This window comes from Rhodococcus sp. MurmanLake-1, from assembly GCF_056945715.1.
The window spans coordinates 56,383-70,763 of sequence record NZ_JBWZNF010000013.1; the positions used below are offsets into that span (position 1 = coordinate 56,383).

General features: G+C 61.8%; 18 protein-coding genes. 7 read left to right on the plus strand and 11 right to left on the minus strand.

The window, feature by feature from the left end; genetic code table 11:
- Positions 1-21: 21 nt before the first annotated feature.
- From mftD to mftA, 4 genes are all read right to left on the minus strand, one after another.
- Positions 22-1,200 (minus strand): pre-mycofactocin synthase MftD, encoded by a 1,179-nt coding sequence (mftD, locus tag AC2ETI_RS26770; RefSeq protein WP_020969000.1) that lies wholly within the window; start codon positions 1,198-1,200, stop codon positions 22-24.
- A 55-nt stretch (positions 1,201-1,255) separates the two neighbouring features.
- The gene (mftC, locus tag AC2ETI_RS26775; RefSeq protein ID WP_003942089.1) at positions 1,256-2,473 is read right to left on the minus strand and encodes a mycofactocin radical SAM maturase; all 1,218 of its coding nucleotides are present in this window, start codon (positions 2,471-2,473) and stop codon (positions 1,256-1,258) included.
- A 76-nt stretch (positions 2,474-2,549) separates the two neighbouring features.
- Positions 2,550-2,837 carry a mycofactocin biosynthesis chaperone MftB gene (gene mftB / locus AC2ETI_RS26780; protein WP_007728309.1) on the minus strand — a complete coding sequence of 96 codons (288 nt, stop codon included), beginning with the start codon at positions 2,835-2,837 and terminating at the stop codon, positions 2,550-2,552.
- Positions 2,822-2,917, minus strand: coding sequence for a mycofactocin precursor MftA (mftA, locus tag AC2ETI_RS26785; protein ID WP_063836238.1), 96 nt, complete (start codon positions 2,915-2,917; stop codon positions 2,822-2,824). Before mftA ends, mftB begins: the two co-directional genes overlap by 16 nt.
- A 150-nt stretch (positions 2,918-3,067) precedes the next feature.
- Between mftA and mftR the strand changes: the two genes are divergently transcribed.
- Complete coding sequence (mftR, locus tag AC2ETI_RS26790) at positions 3,068-3,667, plus strand: mycofactocin system transcriptional regulator (RefSeq protein WP_019744253.1); 600 nt, start codon at positions 3,068-3,070, stop codon at positions 3,665-3,667.
- A 28-nt stretch (positions 3,668-3,695) separates the two neighbouring features.
- Positions 3,696-4,529, plus strand: a complete 834-nt coding sequence (gene mftM / locus AC2ETI_RS26795; RefSeq protein WP_019744254.1) for a mycofactocin oligosaccharide methyltransferase MftM — start codon at positions 3,696-3,698, stop codon at positions 4,527-4,529.
- 6 nt (positions 4,530-4,535) lie between these two features.
- On the opposite strand, the gene AC2ETI_RS26800 is transcribed toward mftM, so the two are convergent.
- Positions 4,536-4,739, minus strand: coding sequence for a DUF4287 domain-containing protein (locus AC2ETI_RS26800; protein ID WP_019744255.1), 204 nt, complete (start codon positions 4,737-4,739; stop codon positions 4,536-4,538).
- Between the two features lie 141 nt (positions 4,740-4,880).
- Between AC2ETI_RS26800 and AC2ETI_RS26805 the strand changes: the two genes are divergently transcribed.
- Positions 4,881-5,093, plus strand: coding sequence for a TOBE domain-containing protein (locus AC2ETI_RS26805; protein ID WP_003942061.1), 213 nt, complete (start codon positions 4,881-4,883; stop codon positions 5,091-5,093).
- A 16-nt stretch (positions 5,094-5,109) separates the two neighbouring features.
- Here the strand turns inward: AC2ETI_RS26805 and AC2ETI_RS26810 are convergent, their stop codons facing one another.
- The gene (locus tag AC2ETI_RS26810) at positions 5,110-5,535 is read right to left on the minus strand and encodes a DUF6314 family protein (RefSeq protein WP_019744256.1); all 426 of its coding nucleotides are present in this window, start codon (positions 5,533-5,535) and stop codon (positions 5,110-5,112) included.
- A gap of 104 nt (positions 5,536-5,639) precedes the next feature.
- Between AC2ETI_RS26810 and AC2ETI_RS26815 the strand changes: the two genes are divergently transcribed.
- Positions 5,640-6,116, plus strand: a complete 477-nt coding sequence (locus tag AC2ETI_RS26815; RefSeq protein WP_483634655.1) for a MaoC/PaaZ C-terminal domain-containing protein — start codon at positions 5,640-5,642, stop codon at positions 6,114-6,116.
- Positions 6,117-6,349: 233 nt separating this feature from the next.
- Positions 6,350-7,138: a thioesterase family protein gene (locus AC2ETI_RS26820; RefSeq protein ID WP_483634656.1), complete on the plus strand. Its 789-nt coding sequence runs from the start codon at positions 6,350-6,352 to the stop codon at positions 7,136-7,138.
- 23 nt (positions 7,139-7,161) lie between these two features.
- Here AC2ETI_RS26820 and AC2ETI_RS26825 read toward each other — a convergent pair whose 3' ends face one another.
- Positions 7,162-8,832, minus strand: a complete 1,671-nt coding sequence (locus AC2ETI_RS26825; RefSeq protein WP_483634657.1) for an ABC transporter permease — start codon at positions 8,830-8,832, stop codon at positions 7,162-7,164.
- Entirely contained in the window at positions 8,829-9,764 is a 936-nt protein-coding gene (locus AC2ETI_RS26830; RefSeq protein ID WP_020968998.1) for an ABC transporter ATP-binding protein, read from the minus strand. Before AC2ETI_RS26830 ends, AC2ETI_RS26825 begins: the two co-directional genes overlap by 4 nt.
- Positions 9,765-9,832: 68 nt before the next feature.
- Here AC2ETI_RS26830 and AC2ETI_RS26835 point away from each other — a divergent pair, with 68 nt between their 5' ends.
- Together AC2ETI_RS26835 and AC2ETI_RS26840 are read left to right on the plus strand one after the other, a co-directional pair.
- Complete coding sequence (locus tag AC2ETI_RS26835) at positions 9,833-10,327, plus strand: GbsR/MarR family transcriptional regulator (protein WP_019744262.1); 495 nt, start codon at positions 9,833-9,835, stop codon at positions 10,325-10,327.
- 83 nt (positions 10,328-10,410) lie between these two features.
- On the plus strand, positions 10,411-10,950 hold the full coding sequence (locus tag AC2ETI_RS26840; protein WP_041815731.1) for an RNA polymerase subunit sigma: 540 nt from the start codon (positions 10,411-10,413) through the stop codon (positions 10,948-10,950).
- Here AC2ETI_RS26840 and AC2ETI_RS26845 read toward each other — a convergent pair.
- Genes AC2ETI_RS26845 through AC2ETI_RS26855 form a run of 3 tightly spaced genes read right to left on the minus strand, consistent with a single transcriptional unit; the run spans position 10,947 to position 14,267 of the window.
- A complete protein-coding gene (locus AC2ETI_RS26845; protein WP_019744264.1) occupies positions 10,947-11,630 on the minus strand; it encodes a MadR family response regulator transcription factor in 684 nt (227 codons plus the stop codon). The genes AC2ETI_RS26840 and AC2ETI_RS26845 overlap by 4 nt on opposite strands.
- Positions 11,627-13,018: a MadS family sensor histidine kinase gene (locus AC2ETI_RS26850; RefSeq protein WP_024487311.1), complete on the minus strand. Its 1,392-nt coding sequence runs from the start codon at positions 13,016-13,018 to the stop codon at positions 11,627-11,629. The genes AC2ETI_RS26845 and AC2ETI_RS26850 overlap by 4 nt, the downstream gene beginning before the upstream one ends.
- A gap of 43 nt (positions 13,019-13,061) precedes the next feature.
- Positions 13,062-14,267: an iron-containing alcohol dehydrogenase gene (locus tag AC2ETI_RS26855; RefSeq protein WP_483634658.1), complete on the minus strand. Its 1,206-nt coding sequence runs from the start codon at positions 14,265-14,267 to the stop codon at positions 13,062-13,064.
- Between the last annotated feature and the right edge of the window lie 114 nt (positions 14,268-14,381).

Sequence of the window (14,381 nt, forward strand, 5' to 3'; positions counted from 1 at the left end):
AGCTCTATCGGAACCGCAATCTCAGCTGGCGCCCAGTGAGCGTGTGAAGCCTTCCGGGATCACCAGGTCTGCCGGGCTCAGTTCCGTGACGGACGAGTGGCCAAGGCCCATCAGCCCCGAGTCGATGCCCATCCGCATCAGGTCGAGCACGTTCTCGACACCGGCCTGGCCGTTTGCCGAGAGACCCCACAGGTAGGCGCGCCCGAGCATGACGGCCTTGGCTCCGAGTGCTAGCGCCTTGACGACGTCGCCGCCGCGTCGAATGCCGCCGTCGAGAACAACTTCCACCTGATCGCCCACGGCCTCGGCAATGCCCGGGAGCACGCGGATCGGCGCCGGGGTGCCGTCGAGGTTGTTACCACCGTGGTTGGAGACCGAGATAGCGGAGACACCGGCGTCGACAGCTCGCTTGGCGTCGTCGATGCGCATGATGCCCTTGAGCATGAACGGTCCACCCCACTGCTCACGAAGCCAGGCGATGTCTTCCCAAGTCGGAAGCGGGGTCTGCATCCACTCGCCGTACGCGCCGAAGAACGTCGGTGCCGGCTGGCCGGGAGCCGCGAGGTTGGGTGTTGTCAGGTCGGGGATCTTGCCGGTCTTGGCGAACTCCAGCAACCACTTCGGGCGCATGATGCCCTCGGGAGCGAACTGGAACATCGCCTTGAGGTCCATCTTTTCGGGGATGGACGGGCTGCCCCAGTCGCGACCGTACGAGAAGGACCAGTCGGTGGTGATGATCAGGCCCTTGGCACCGGCAGCGCGAGCGCGCTCCATACGCTGCAGGAGCACGTCGCGGCTGCCGACCCAATACATCTGGAAGAAGACCTGCGGGTTGGCCGCGGCAACTTCTTCGATGGACTTGCTGGCGAAAGAACTCAGTCCGATGGCTGTTCCCCGTGCTGCAGCCGCACGAGCTACCGCTACCTCACCGTCGGGGTGCACTGCCTGCACACCTGTCGGTGAAATCATGACGGGCAACGAAATGTCCTGGCCCATAATGGTGGTGGACATCTCGCGCTTGTCCGACAGTCCCGCAGCGTGAGGAGCGAAACCCAGTTCGCTGAATGCCGCGACGTTGTCGTCGACCGTCAGCCCTTTCTCGGATCCCGCCACCAACGCCGCGTACACGGACTTGGGCAACCTCTTCTTCGCACGGCGCTGTGCTTCTGCCACCGTCTCGAAGAAAGCATTCTTAGCCATTGAACTGACCTCTCTGGGGTGCAGCTTTCGCCGCACTGTCGGTATCGCGCAGTAGTTACTGCATTCCCGCAAGCGGGTTTTCGTCACAAATCTTGGCGGGCGGACGCATCATCAGTGTCAGTGGCACCGATGCACGTGGGGTCTTACGTTGACCGGAACGGGAGTGGTCGACGCTGGACTTCGGGACCTCTCCCGCCGACGCCAATGCCATTTCACCGTTACCGATGACGCATTCGGGGTCAGGTCCGTCCATCGGCAGTCCGGTGAAGAACTTGGCTGCCATGCAGCCACCCCGGCAGGAGTCGTAGTGATTGCACTTGCTGCAGGCGCCACCGGTCTGCGGCGAGCGCAGCTCCTCGAACAGGTCCGAGTGCTGCCAGACTTCCTGGAATCCACCGTCTTTCACGATGTTTCCGGCGAGGAACTGCTCGTGAATCGCGAACGGGCATGCGTACACGTCACCGACCGGGTCGATCAGGCACACGACGCGGCCCGCGCCACAGAGATTGAGACCGGGCAGTGCATCGCCGAACGCGGAGAGGTGGAAGAACGAGTCGCCCGTCAGGACGCCTTCGCCGTTGGCCACCAACCAGTTGTAGAGCTCACGCTGCTGCTCCGGGCGTGGGTGCAGGTCGTCCCACACATCGGCGCCGCGACCCGAAGGGCGCAGTCGAGTGATGCGCAGGGTCGCGTCGTACTTGTCCGCGAGAGCCTTGAACTCGTCGAGCTGACTGACGTTGTGCCGCGTGACGACCACCGAAATCTTGGCGTCCTTGAAGCCGGCTTCCTTCAGGTTCGCGAGAGCCCGCTCGGCCATTGCGAACGAACCAGGCCCGCGCACAGCGTCATTGACCTCAGCGGTGGCACCGTCGATGGAAATCTGCACGTCGACGTAGTCACTGGCCGCAAGCCGTGCCGCGACCTTCTTGTCGATCTTCACGCCGTTGGTGGAGAACTTCACGCCAACCTGGTGGTCCGTTGCGTAATCGACGAGCTCCCAGAAGTCGGAGCGTACCGTCGGCTCGCCGCCACCGATGTTGACGTAGAAGACCTGCATACGTTGCAGCTCGTCGATGATGGACTTGCACTGTTCGGTGCTCAGCTCGTTGGGGTCGCGGCGACCCGACGACGAAAGGCAGTGCACGCAGGACAGGTTGCAGGCGTAGGTGAGTTCCCACGTCAGGCAGATGGGGGCGTCGAGTCCGAGTTCGAACTGATCGACGAGGCGACCCACCTTGGCGGGCGGAGAGGGCTGTTCAAGAACTGAGGTCATGGCTGCGTCCTCGCGAAGAAATGAAGCGGGCGAACGTGCAGAAGGGCTGTTCCGCACGTGGGGGCGAGCGTCTGGCTCAGACAGGCACGATCATGTGCGAATCGGCGAGAGTGCTCAGCGCGCGGGCATATTGGGGAGCCGCGTCATCTTCGATGCCTTGCGCACGTAGTGCGGACCTGACATCAGGATGGTCTGGCAACGCCTTGACCACCGCAACGATGGTCGTGTTCTTCAGGAACGACAGCTTGCGCGTTCCGAAGTGGTAGAGCAACGCCCCGAAAGGTTCGGGGCGAAGCGCTACCTGCGGGTGGAGTTTCCACCCCGCATCGAGATCCAAAGCAGACACGGTCAGTACACGCCGCACATGCCGTCGATGGAAACTTCCTCAACGAGGGACTCCTCGACGAGGTCGTTCTCGAGCGCCTTGTTGTCACGATCTGACATGGATTCCTCCTGCGGTCGCACTCCGTCTGGAAGTCTGTAGATCAGACTTCCAACCTGGGAGTTGGTGGTCACTAGTGGGACTTCACTGTGACTCGGTTCACCACTGTAATGGCATCGAGTGCAGAATGACACACATGGAGCGAAAAAAGTATGCGTAGCCGCAAGAAACCGTCCGCTCGGATAGGTCGTCGCCCCTCCACAACGAGGGAGGGAATCAGCACGATCGGCATCGAACTGTTCTCCACCGTCGGCTTCAACGAGGTGAGCGTCGACCAGATAGCCGACGCCGCCGGCATCGCGCGTCGGACTTTCTTTCGCTACTTTCCGTCCAAGAACGCCGTCCCCTGGGGCGACTTCGACGGACATCTCGACGAGATGCGCGAGCACCTGGATTCACTGCCCGCTGACATACCGTTGGTCGACGCACTCGAATCCGCATTGTTGACGTTCAACACCTTCCCGCCGGAAGAGACTGCGGTACATCGCAAACGGATGGAATTGATCCTCGAAGTTCCGACGCTTCAGGCATACTCTGTGGTGATGTACGAAGGTTGGCGGCAGGTGGTCGCCGACTACGTCGCACGCCGAATGAATCTCGAGCCGACCGATCACGGCCCGCGCACGGTCGGCTATCTTCTGCTCGGGGTCGCCATGTCGGCGTACGAACAGTGGCTCACCGACGATTCACTCGAGCTACCGGAACTCTTGAAAACAGGTACGCAGTCCTTGCGGACCGGCATCACCACCTGAGAAGCATCACCACCTGAGAAAGGCGATCATGTCCACCATCACGAACGAACCGGTCCTGGATTCACTGGCACCGTCGACGCCGGGCTTGTGGTCGTTCGGGCATGTCACCGTCGAACGTGTCGATTCCGGTCCGATCTCGCTCGATCGTCGAGGCGGCCGACTCCACGTCAGGCACTCCCTCACTCCCGCCGATCTGAGCGAGCGACTCGTAGCCGGAGTCACCTCGTCGATCCAGGACGCGGAGTTCGGTCAGGACGAATTCGAGTTGACGATGGTCGGACTGGTTCGGTCCACCGTGGACGGCGCTCTCGAATCCTGGACCACCTACTACCGGAACTCCCTTGCCGAACTACTGGACGGCACTGCAGATTTCGCGCCGATTCACGACAAAGCCGAAGAACTGGTTCGCGGTTCCGTACTCGATCTGGGTTCCTGCTTCGGTTTCCTGCCCCTGCGGCTCGCGCGCGCCGGAATGGACGTGACCGCCACGGACATCCTGCCCGGAACGATGATCCTGCTCGACGCGGTAGCCCCCGAACTCGGCATCACGATCGACACGGTGATCTGCGACGCGGGTGAAGTACCGGCACCGGACAACAGCGCCGACACCGTCACCGCAATTCATCTCCTCGAGCACGTCGACGACTCGGTCGGCGAAGCCGTGATCGCGCAGGCACTCCGAATCGCACGTCAACGGGTCGTCATAGCCGTCCCCTTCGAAGACGAAGCCACCGCGTGCCACGGCCACATCCGTACGTTCGATCTCGAGTCACTGCGTGCGGTCGGCCGGCAGACCGGTGTGCCGTTCGAGGTATTCGAGCATCACGGCGGCTGGTTGGTGCTGGACGCATCGGCCGCCTGAAAAGAACTAACCTTCTTTCAGCGTATGGGCGACAAGTGCATTCGCGTGTCCATGCCCCATCCCGTGCTCCGACTTCAACCAATTCACCAATTCCATGTGCTTGGTGAGGTCTGAGCTTTTGATCAGCTCTTGCCACTCACCGATCGGCCGACCGTACTTCTTCTCGATCGACGGAAAATACGACGCCGGGCCTTTCACGGGTTCAGTCATGACCGGAATCTACCTCCACCGCCCGACAATATTCGCGCACCTGCGGTGCCCGCATGTCCGCACCTGCGGAATCGCTGGGTAGATACGCGACCATCGGATTATGGTCGAAGTACACCCACCCCAGAGCACAGGAGTTCAGCAATGCGACTGTCCACACGAAATCAACTCACCGGCACCATCACCGAGGTCAACCTCGGCACCGTCATGGCAACGGTCAAGGTGAAGTTGGACGGCGGCAACCAGATCGTGACTTCGTCGATCACCCGCGACGCCGCACTGGATCTCGACCTCGAACCAGGCCAAGCTGCAACGGTATTCGTGAAGTCCACCGAGGTGACGATCGGCGTCGAATAACTGGTGATCGCTGCGATCAGGGCCGGGTGAGATGCGTGGTCATCGTGTAGTTCTTGCTCGGCCCCGTCACGGTCCAGACGACCGCCCAAGCCGATCCATCTACTGCAGTGACGTCGATTCGCCCGCGGTAGGTGTCCGCACCGCACAGGTGCTCGACTTCCTCCCCCGGCGCCCAGTCGTGGAACTCTCTGCCGTCTTCGAATGTCACGGCCCATTCGAGGCCGCGCTTTGCAATGAACAGAGTGCGGAACACTGGCAATTCCAGATCGCCGTCACGCAGAGTGCCACTCTCGTACCAGCGCATCCGACCGTCACCGGCGTCGGAGATAGTGGTCTCGCCGAAGACATGCTTGGTGGAACCGGAAAGGCGGTCGACGATGTCGCGCTCGAAGTGCCACGTTCCTGCCAGCGCCCTCGGCTCGATCTTCGCGTCGTCAACCATGTGACGATTCTAGTGACCCTGGACAAGGACTTGCGAAGGAGCCGAACGCACTGCGTGGAGTATGTTCCGAGTACACCCGGAACACGCAGGAGATTCACACAGACATGAATGATTCGGCCGCCCTTCACCAACGCACAGTGTTCGCCGAAGATCTCGAGATCGGCCAAGTGATCCCATTGGGCTCGTATTCGGTGACCGAAGAGGAGATCGTCGAGTTCGCAACCCAGTGGGACCCCCAGTGGTTTCACATCGACAAGGAAGCCGCCGGGTCCGGGGTCTTCGGCGGGTTGATCGCCAGCGGGCTGCACACCCTGTCGATCTGCCAGAAGTTGGTGGTCGACAGTCTCTACGACCAGTGGAACGTGATCGCCGGAAAGTCCATGCGCGACGTGAGCTTCCTACGTCCACTTCGCCCCGGTGACACCCTGAGCGGAACGGTCACCGTCGACAACGTCGTGTTCGACAATCGCGCGCGGGGATTGGTCACCATCACAGCGAAATTGGTCGATACAGACGGCAATCGCGTTCTCGACGTAGTCACTGACGCCTACCTGCACTGTCGCCCGACTCGCGGACAGTGAATGATCGGTAAATTCCGCACCGCATTGTCTGAATTGCCGTACTTTCAGTGACGTTGCGACGCAACAGTACCCATCCCCGCAAACAGGAGTTCCTCACACATGAGCAGCCTCGGCGAGATCAATCCTCTCGGCATTCTTCAGATCCTCATCTACATGCTCTTCGGTGGGTCGTCCAGCACTCCCGAGTAGACCCTAGCTTGCCATAGCCATAGTCAGCATCTAGGGTGCTGACTATGGCAATTAATAGTCAGACGTCCGCGACGGTAGCGCCGTCGACCGACGCAGCGTGTCATCACACCGAATTCGACTCCAGCTGGCGGAGTTTCGACGGCATTCAGGGCGGACTCGCCGTTGCACGGATGCTGCGAGTGGCTGCCGACGCGTCCGGAGCCGAACCTCTGGCAGTCACGGCGCACCTGGACCGCCCCGTCCCTCCGGGGCCGGCCGAGCTGACTGTCGACGATATGCGGGGCGGGCGGACCGTCAGTTGCCACGTCACGCTGACCGGTTCGGGATCCGCTCTCGTTCGGCTAGCCCGCGACACAGGAGGCACAACGATGTCCGCCCCTGTCGCCGAACCGACTCCGGCCGACCCGTCAACCCTGCCGCCGCTGGAGATCCCGGTGGATTTTGTGCCGTTCTCCCAGCACCTCGACATCCGGCCGATCAATTCCGCGAGGCCGTTCGCCGGTGGCGACGCCCCGGAATTCGACGTCTGGATCCGATTGCTCACAGACCTCGATTTCACGGCCCAAGAGCGCGCCGCGGTCCTTCTCGACGCGCTTCCGCCCGGATTGTTCGCAACACTGACGATGCCCGTGGCTATACCCACTATCGAGTTCACCGCGCATTTCACACCGGAGCACCTCACGGCAGATCCCCAATCACTGTCACCGTGGTATCGCCTACGCCACGGGACCGCCTGGGCGACAGACACTCTCTGTGTTGACGAATCCGAACTATTCGACTCGACCGGACGGCTCGCCGCTCGGGCTCGCCAGCTTCGTCGAATTCTGAGTTGAACTCCCAATTGAGTTCAGCCCTACTACCCCTGGAGGTCGCGACGACGGAACGCAACAAGCGATGCTGTCGAAAGCACTACTGCCACAACGATCATTGCCAGCAGCGGTAGAACTGTCACTGGCTCGGCGGGGGCACCCGGCACGTGGGTGAAGGGTGACAGATCCAGCACTAACTGTGGAAGCTTCAGCAACGTTCCGAGTTGCCCGAGCACGATGCATGCCGCCAAGATTCCCCAGGAGAGCGCCGACGCGTAGGTCGGAAACAGTCCGAAAGCCAACGACACCAACCCCACGACTACAAGCACTGCAGGTAGATAGGCCAAGGCAGCGCCTGTCATGCGAAGTGTGTTGCCGCCGATGTCGTCCGTGACGAGCCCGAAGGCAAATCCGGTGAAGGCACCCATCAGGACGTGCGCGAGGATCACCCCGCCCACAACCACACCCAGGTGGGAAAGCATCCACCTCCACCGCGACAAAGAGGTTGCCAGCAACGGTTCGAGCCGTCCCGATGTTTCCTCGCCCCGCATCCGGAGAAGACTCTGGACCGAATATGCCGCGATCACTATCGAGGTGAGACCGAGTGCAGTGGCCAAGTACGAATCCACCAGATCCGTACCGCCGCCACCGAGTTTCTCGAACATCTCCGCGGTTTGCTGCGACGATCCCACCATCGCGTCGATCTCGTTGCCCACAGCGCCGTAGGCGAACCCGAGAATGACAACGGCAAGGATCCACCAGAACATCGTCATTCGCTGCATGCGCCACGCCAGGCCCCAAGCCGACGGCAACCACGATGCTGCGGTCGGCGGGCCGGGCCGGGGCTGCACGAGCCCCGCTCCCTGATCACGATGGCCGATGAGAACAAACGCCACCACCACATGCACAACCGCAAATCCGATCAGCAACAGCAGGATCCACCAGGCGTCGTCGTCGAAAGGTCTGATCTGTTGCGCCCATCCGATCGGCGAAAGCCACGACAACCAACCGCTCACCACGCGAGTTCCGTCGTCGACGACCGTACTGTTCACGTCGCCGATCGCGCGCAGCATGAAGGCCACACCGATCGCGGCACCCGCCAGACCGTTGGCCGTACGAGCACCGTCGGTGATCTGCGCAGTCACCGCCGCCACGCCGGCAAACGCGATTCCGGCCCCACCTATCGAGGCACCCAACGCGAGCGAACCAAACACCGGCAAACCGACGGCGATCGATCCCAGCGCAATTCCCAATGTCAGAACCAGGTTTGCACCGACCGTGACAATCAGTGCGGAGGTCAGAAGCGCTCGCCGACCCACCACCGCAGCACCGATCATCTCGGCACGGCCGGTCTCCTCGTTCTGTCGTGTATGCCGAACCACCGCAAGGGTGCTCATCAATGCCGCCACCAACGCGAACACGAGCACCGACTGACTGGCGACTATCGCGCCCTGCGAATCGCCGGACACGATTCCGTTGGTCGCCAGCGCCACCGGCGATACCGCGGAACTGACTGCGATGTTTCGCAATTCCTCGGGGGTCGAGTACAGCCCGGTCACACTGGCGACAACCAGCAGCATGAACAAGACGATCGAGATGACCCACACGGAAAGCTGAATTCGGTCCCGTCGCAAAGCCAGCCGGACCAGTCGGCGCGTGCCGGTGAATTGACTTGCCGAGGCCGGTACCGGTGGAGCGGCCTCGACAACAACGGTCATGGCCGTACACCGGTCTCGGCTCGCAGGTGGACCGAAGTCTCCCTGGCGCGCTCGTCACCGTAATGACGCAAGAAGAGTTCTTCGAGTGTCGGCGGAGTGGAAGTGAGCGCCACGATTCCGAATCCGACCAAGTACGTCATGAGTGGTCCGAGTTGCGCGCTGTCAACTTCGCAGGTGACGTGGTTACCGTCGATCACCGCGTCGTGGACACCGCCGAGCCCGTCGAGTCCGCCGATCTGGCGCTGTGTCTCCGCCGAGATGGACGTGCGCGTGAGATGCCTGAGTTCGGACAGCGTTCCCTCTTCCACCGTCCGCCCGTCGCGGATGATGCTCACGCGATCGCACAGCGCTTCGACCTCGGCGAGGATATGGCTCGACAGCAGGACCGTCTTTCCGGCGTGAGCCACCTCCTCGACGCAGTCCTGAAACACCGCTTCCATCAACGGGTCGAGCCCCGATGTCGGTTCGTCGAGTACGTAAAGGTCGACGTCGGACGAAAACGCCGCCACAAGTGCAACCTTCTGCCGATTACCTTTCGAGTACGTCCGCGCCTTCTTGGTCGGGTCAAGTTCGAAGCGATCGAGCAACTCGCTGCGGCGTTTTCGGTCCAAGCCACCGCGCAGACCCGCCAACAGATCGATAGCCTCCCCGCCGGTGAGGTTGGGCCACAGATTCACGTCGCCAGGCACGTAAGCGAGACGTCGATGCAAGGTAACAGCGTCTCGCCACGGATCGCCGCCGAGAACAGTTGCGTCTCCGGAGTCCGAGCGGAGCAGGCCGAGGAGCACCCGAATAGTGGTCGACTTTCCAGAGCCGTTCGGTCCCAGGAATCCGTGCACTTCACCTGCTGAGACTTCGAGGTCGAGGCCGTCCAGCGCGCGGGTGGTACCGAAGGTCTTGACGAGGCTTTTCACTGAAATTGCCGCACCCATGAATCTGACCGTACGCCGATTTCACAAATGTGTGAAGATAGAAAAGAAGAAAAGATCGAAGGGTTCCGATGACCGACACCAGCCACACCGTTGCACCGGACGAGAGCCGACATTTTGTCGAACGACTCTCACTCGTTCTGAGCGACATGGGTTTTCCGCCGATGCCTGCCCGCGTGTGGGCCGCGTTGATGACCAGCGAGACACCCTCGTCCACGCCAGGAGATCTCGGATCCCGATTGGGAGTGAGCCCCGCCGCCATTTCCGGAGCAGTCAGATACCTCCAGCAAGTCGGATTGATCGAGCGAGTGGCCGTCCCCGGATCGAGGCGTCAGCACTACTGCGTCAGCGTCGACATGTGGGCCGACGCGTTTGTCACGAAACAATCGTCCCTCTACCAGGTCTCGGCAGTTGCGGACGAGGGCATTCGGGTCCTCGGTGAAGGCACTACGGCCGGCGATCGTATGGAAGATCTGCGCGACTTCTTCGACTTCATGGCCGCGGAAATGCCGCGCATGCTCGCGGACTGGCGCTCCCAGCGAAAAGACCGGACACCTGGAAGGTAACTTCAGGTTTACCCGCATTTTCGGTGGGGTACCTCAATTCTCGTTCCAGCATGATGAGGTGCGCTGTACCCGAGGAGTTGTTGATGAAGCTGTCGATCAGGGGCGCGAAGACTTCACCGACGCCACCCTCCGCACGAACCGCTTCACCCGAAACCTGTGAACAATCGATTTCCTTGAACCGCAACGCCGCCGGGGCATTCGCCGGCGATCATCACGCACTGTCGAAACTCCTGGCCCGATTGCACCCTCGCGTCGTTCTCTACTATCGCGCCAGGCTTCTCGGGACGCCTGTCGCAACATTCGCCGACGATCTCGCCCATCAATGCACCCTGGACGTCGTCACACGAATGTCCGAAACGATCTCGGCCGACACACGCATCGAGAACTTCGCCTACGAGTTGGCCTCGCAACGGATTGCGTCAATTCCCCAGTCACGCAACATCGACGGACAATTCAAACGCCCACGTCGCCTCACCGACGACCAACGTGAGGTCCTGGTATTGCGAATCGCAGTGGGTCTGACTGCCGAGATGACCGCGTCGACTCTGCGCACAACTCGATCGAGCGTGCTCCTCGTACAGCATCAGGCGCTGCGCGCCTGGGCGGTCTCCGAGCGGAGCTAGATCAGACCTTGCTTACTCGCGGCGTAGACGGCCTCTGCTCGCCGACTCACCTCGAGTTTGCGCATGATGTTGCTGACGTGGAACTTGACCGTGGTCGGCGAGATGAACAATCGCTCACCGATCTTGATGTTGGACAAGCCGTTTGCGAGCAGTCTCAGTACTTCGAGTTCACGATCGGTCAGTCGTTCTTTGGATGACGACTGCCCGTTGAGCGATCGGACGACAGCCGATGCGCTGCGAGAATCGAACGCACTCTCACCCCGCGAGACAGCCCTGATCGCACGCACCAATTCGGTGGTGTCGACGTCTTTGACGACATAGCCGCGCGCGCCCGCGTGTACCGCTCGCACCACCAGTTGATCGTCGAGAAAGGTGGTGAGAACCAACAGTCCGAGCCCGGGATGCGCCGTAGACAACTGGCCACAAAGGGTCAGTCCCTCGTAGTCGGAACTGGCGGATAGTTTCAGATCCATCAAGACGATGTCCGGGCCCACCTTGTCGACCACGGCAAGCGCCTCGGCGAGAGACGAAGCCTCCCCCACGATCTCGAGGTCGCTTTCGCGCTCGAGAACCGAGCGGAGCCCTTGCCGCAAAATTGCATGGTCGTCGACCAGGACGATTCGAACCAATCCCTGAACCGGCGATGCTCCGCGGGTGATGACGGGACGCGCAGTGGTCATGATTCCTCGCTCTCGATTTCAGTGGTGGAGCAAAGATTGTCGACATCCGCCTGGAGCGGAAGTGCCTGTGGCAGTGGTAGTGGCAGTCGCACGAGAATCTGAATTCCACCGATCCGCGCTCGCCGAACTTCGAGCGCACCACCCAACTCGAGAGTTCGTGTCTGCATGTTCGCCAGTCCGCGATGACGGCCGTCGACGTCGTTGGTGGCTGCGAGTTTGAGGATCAGACGCATCCGCGCAGGGTCGCCGTCACCGTCGTCGGAAACCGACAGCAGCACCGTATCCGCTCGATAGGTCAACCGCAGGACCGCTCGACTCGCATGGGCATGCACCGCAACATTGAACAGCGCCTCCCCCGCGATCCGCAGAAGAGCGTGTTCGGCATCGCCTGGAAGCTCGGTCGGGGTGCCGCCGACGCGAACGCTGACCGCCAACTCGTCCGGCATGTGAACCACGCCGAGCTGCTCGAGCATCTCGGGCAGCGACGTCCGGTCCGCGTCCGAGGAATGATTGAGCGCGTAGATCGCCGAGCGAAGCTGCTCGACCGCCCGCCTGGTCAAATCCTTTGCCAAGTCCAGTCTTTCACTGCGTTCCGCCTCCGGGATGTCGCTCCGGCAGACCTCGATCTGCATGCCGGCCGACAACACAGCCTGTGTCACGCTGTCGTGAAGTTCGCGGGCGATCCGGTGCCGTTCGTCGTCGACCACCTGGTGCCGGTGAGCCACTCCGAGTTGACGCTGCGTGGACTCCAATTCGCTGTTGCGCACCGCGAGGTCGGCTGCAGTGCGATTGGCCTCCGCATATGCGTCTTCGGCTCGTTCGAGCAGTAGTTGTCCGCGCTGGTAGAGCGCCGAGTTCTGCAGGGCCACAGCAGTCTGGCTGGCCAGAATGCTGAGCACAGCTCCGTCCGTCGTGTCGAGCGTCCGGTTGGCCGGCGTCCAGGCCGCAAAGGCGCCGACCACACCGCCGCCGAGCACGATCGGCACAAACGCATAGTGAGCGTCGATCACCGAGTTGGATTCGATTCTTCCGCACCGGATGTCGTCGAGGCATTCGACGACATCCTCCGGAAGTGGTGGCCCCTCGACGTTGTCGACCAGAAATGGGGTGGCGTCCGGGCCGAGAACCAATCGCCGTGGTCCGGCGTCGGGCAATGTTCCGTCGGCCAAGGCGAAGACTATCCAGTTGGCACTCAGATGAGCACGGGCGGCTTCCGCGACCGCGCAGACGAGGGTTTCCGGCCCCTCGACGGTCCGCACCAAAGCCCGCGAGATCAATTCCAACGCATGTACGACGCGTTCGAGACGCTCGGCAGCGCCGCGGTACTGCGGATAAAATGAACTCTTACCCGAACGTAAACCGGTGAGTCGCGACAGGTCCGCGGTCATCGTCTGCACCGATTCACCCTGCACCGCATCACACTGTCCCTCTTCACAAGGCACCTCGGAACAACGCCACCATCTGCTCCTGCGTCGCTTCCCTGGGATTGGTGGACATGCAGGCGTCGAGCAACGCGAAGCTGGCAAGTCGACTGAGGTCTTCCTCGCGAACACCCAACTCCCCCAGCCCCTTCGGGACCCCAACCTCCCGGGCGAGACGCTCGACCCGGTCGGCCACCGCCAGCGCTGCTTCCTCCGGGGTGCCGTGCTGTTCAGGAAGGCTCAGTGCCGCAGCGATGGCGACAAAGGGGGCAGCGTCCGTCGTGGAATTGAATCGGATGACGTGGGGCAACAGAATTCCGTTGATGACGCCATGTGGCAGATCAAGCATGCCGCCCACCTGATGGCTCATGGCGTGCGCGGCTCCGAGTATCGCGTTGGTGAACGCCAACCCGGCCTCGAGACTCGCCTGCGCCATCACCGATCGAGCTTCCATCTCCATCGGGTCCTGGATCGTGTGCACCAGATTCTCCGTCACGAGGCCGACCGCGCGGAGCGCGTGATGATCGGTCAACGGATTGTGCGCCAGTGAGACAAAGGCTTCGATTCCGTGCGTCAGTGCGTCCAATCCCGTTGCTGCATTGAGCCACTCGGGCATCGTCGTGAGCAACCGCGGATCGATGACCGTCACATCTGGCATCAGGGCACGGCCGATGATGGTGATCTTGGTGCCGCGGGTCGTGTCTGTGACGATGCAGAACTGCGACACGTCAGCGCCCGTTCCGGACGTGGTGGGAACCATCACCAACGGCGGGATCGGTTTTGTCGCCTGATCGACACCCTCGTAGTCGAGTATGTTGCCGCCGTTGGCAGCGAGGACGGCTACACCTTTAGCCGCGTCGATGACGGAACCGCCACCGAGCGCGATGATGACGTCGCACTCGCCTTCCTGGTACACCTCGAAACCGGCCGCGATCTCGAAGTCCTTGGGGTTGGGCGTCAGCCCTGACCACACTGTCGCGGTCAAGCCCTGCTCCGTGAGATGGTCCTCGAGTTCGCTGACCCACCCCGCGTCGATCAAGCCGGGATCGGTGACCAGAAACGGGCGGAACCCGCCGAACCGCAGAGTCGCGTGTGCTGCCTCGACCAGGGAACCGATACCGAAGACGATCTCGGGGGCGTGAAATTTGACTAGTCGAGCAGCAGTGCCGCGGCGATGAACACCGTGGTTCACAGCATCCGGATATGCCACGGACACGACCCCACTCTCCTCTCGCGCGGCACCGAGATCACCGCTTCGCGAATTCCCAGCTCGCTCGCCCGAGCACCAACTGGTGTGATCCACCTTACAAGTGCTGGCCCCGAGCCTACG

Excerpts from the sequence above, each read along its gene's own strand:
- AC2ETI_RS26825 (WP_483634657.1), bottom strand. The coding sequence starts at position 8,832 with ATGACCGTTGTTGTCGAGGCCGCTCCACCGGTACCGGCCTCGGCAAGT.
- AC2ETI_RS26850 (WP_024487311.1), bottom strand. The coding sequence starts at position 13,018 with ATGACCGCGGACCTGTCGCGACTCACCGGTTTACGTTCGGGTAAGAGT.
- AC2ETI_RS26845 (WP_019744264.1), bottom strand. The coding sequence starts at position 11,630 with ATGACCACTGCGCGTCCCGTCATCACCCGCGGAGCATCGCCGGTTCAG.
- AC2ETI_RS26810 (WP_019744256.1), bottom strand. The coding sequence starts at position 5,535 with ATGGTTGACGACGCGAAGATCGAGCCGAGGGCGCTGGCAGGAACGTGG.
- AC2ETI_RS26840 (WP_041815731.1), top strand. The coding sequence starts at position 10,411 with ATGAAGCTGTCGATCAGGGGCGCGAAGACTTCACCGACGCCACCCTCC.
- mftD (WP_020969000.1), bottom strand. The coding sequence starts at position 1,200 with ATGGCTAAGAATGCTTTCTTCGAGACGGTGGCAGAAGCACAGCGCCGT.
- AC2ETI_RS26820 (WP_483634656.1), top strand. The coding sequence starts at position 6,350 with ATGGCAATTAATAGTCAGACGTCCGCGACGGTAGCGCCGTCGACCGAC.
- mftM (WP_019744254.1), top strand. The coding sequence starts at position 3,696 with ATGTCCACCATCACGAACGAACCGGTCCTGGATTCACTGGCACCGTCG.
- AC2ETI_RS26830 (WP_020968998.1), bottom strand. The coding sequence starts at position 9,764 with ATGGGTGCGGCAATTTCAGTGAAAAGCCTCGTCAAGACCTTCGGTACC.
- AC2ETI_RS26815 (WP_483634655.1), top strand. The coding sequence starts at position 5,640 with ATGAATGATTCGGCCGCCCTTCACCAACGCACAGTGTTCGCCGAAGAT.
- AC2ETI_RS26835 (WP_019744262.1), top strand. The coding sequence starts at position 9,833 with ATGACCGACACCAGCCACACCGTTGCACCGGACGAGAGCCGACATTTT.
- mftA (WP_063836238.1), bottom strand. The coding sequence starts at position 2,917 with ATGTCAGATCGTGACAACAAGGCGCTCGAGAACGACCTCGTCGAGGAG.
- AC2ETI_RS26800 (WP_019744255.1), bottom strand. The coding sequence starts at position 4,739 with ATGACTGAACCCGTGAAAGGCCCGGCGTCGTATTTTCCGTCGATCGAG.
- AC2ETI_RS26805 (WP_003942061.1), top strand. The coding sequence starts at position 4,881 with ATGCGACTGTCCACACGAAATCAACTCACCGGCACCATCACCGAGGTC.
- mftR (WP_019744253.1), top strand. The coding sequence starts at position 3,068 with ATGCGTAGCCGCAAGAAACCGTCCGCTCGGATAGGTCGTCGCCCCTCC.
- mftC (WP_003942089.1), bottom strand. The coding sequence starts at position 2,473 with ATGACCTCAGTTCTTGAACAGCCCTCTCCGCCCGCCAAGGTGGGTCGC.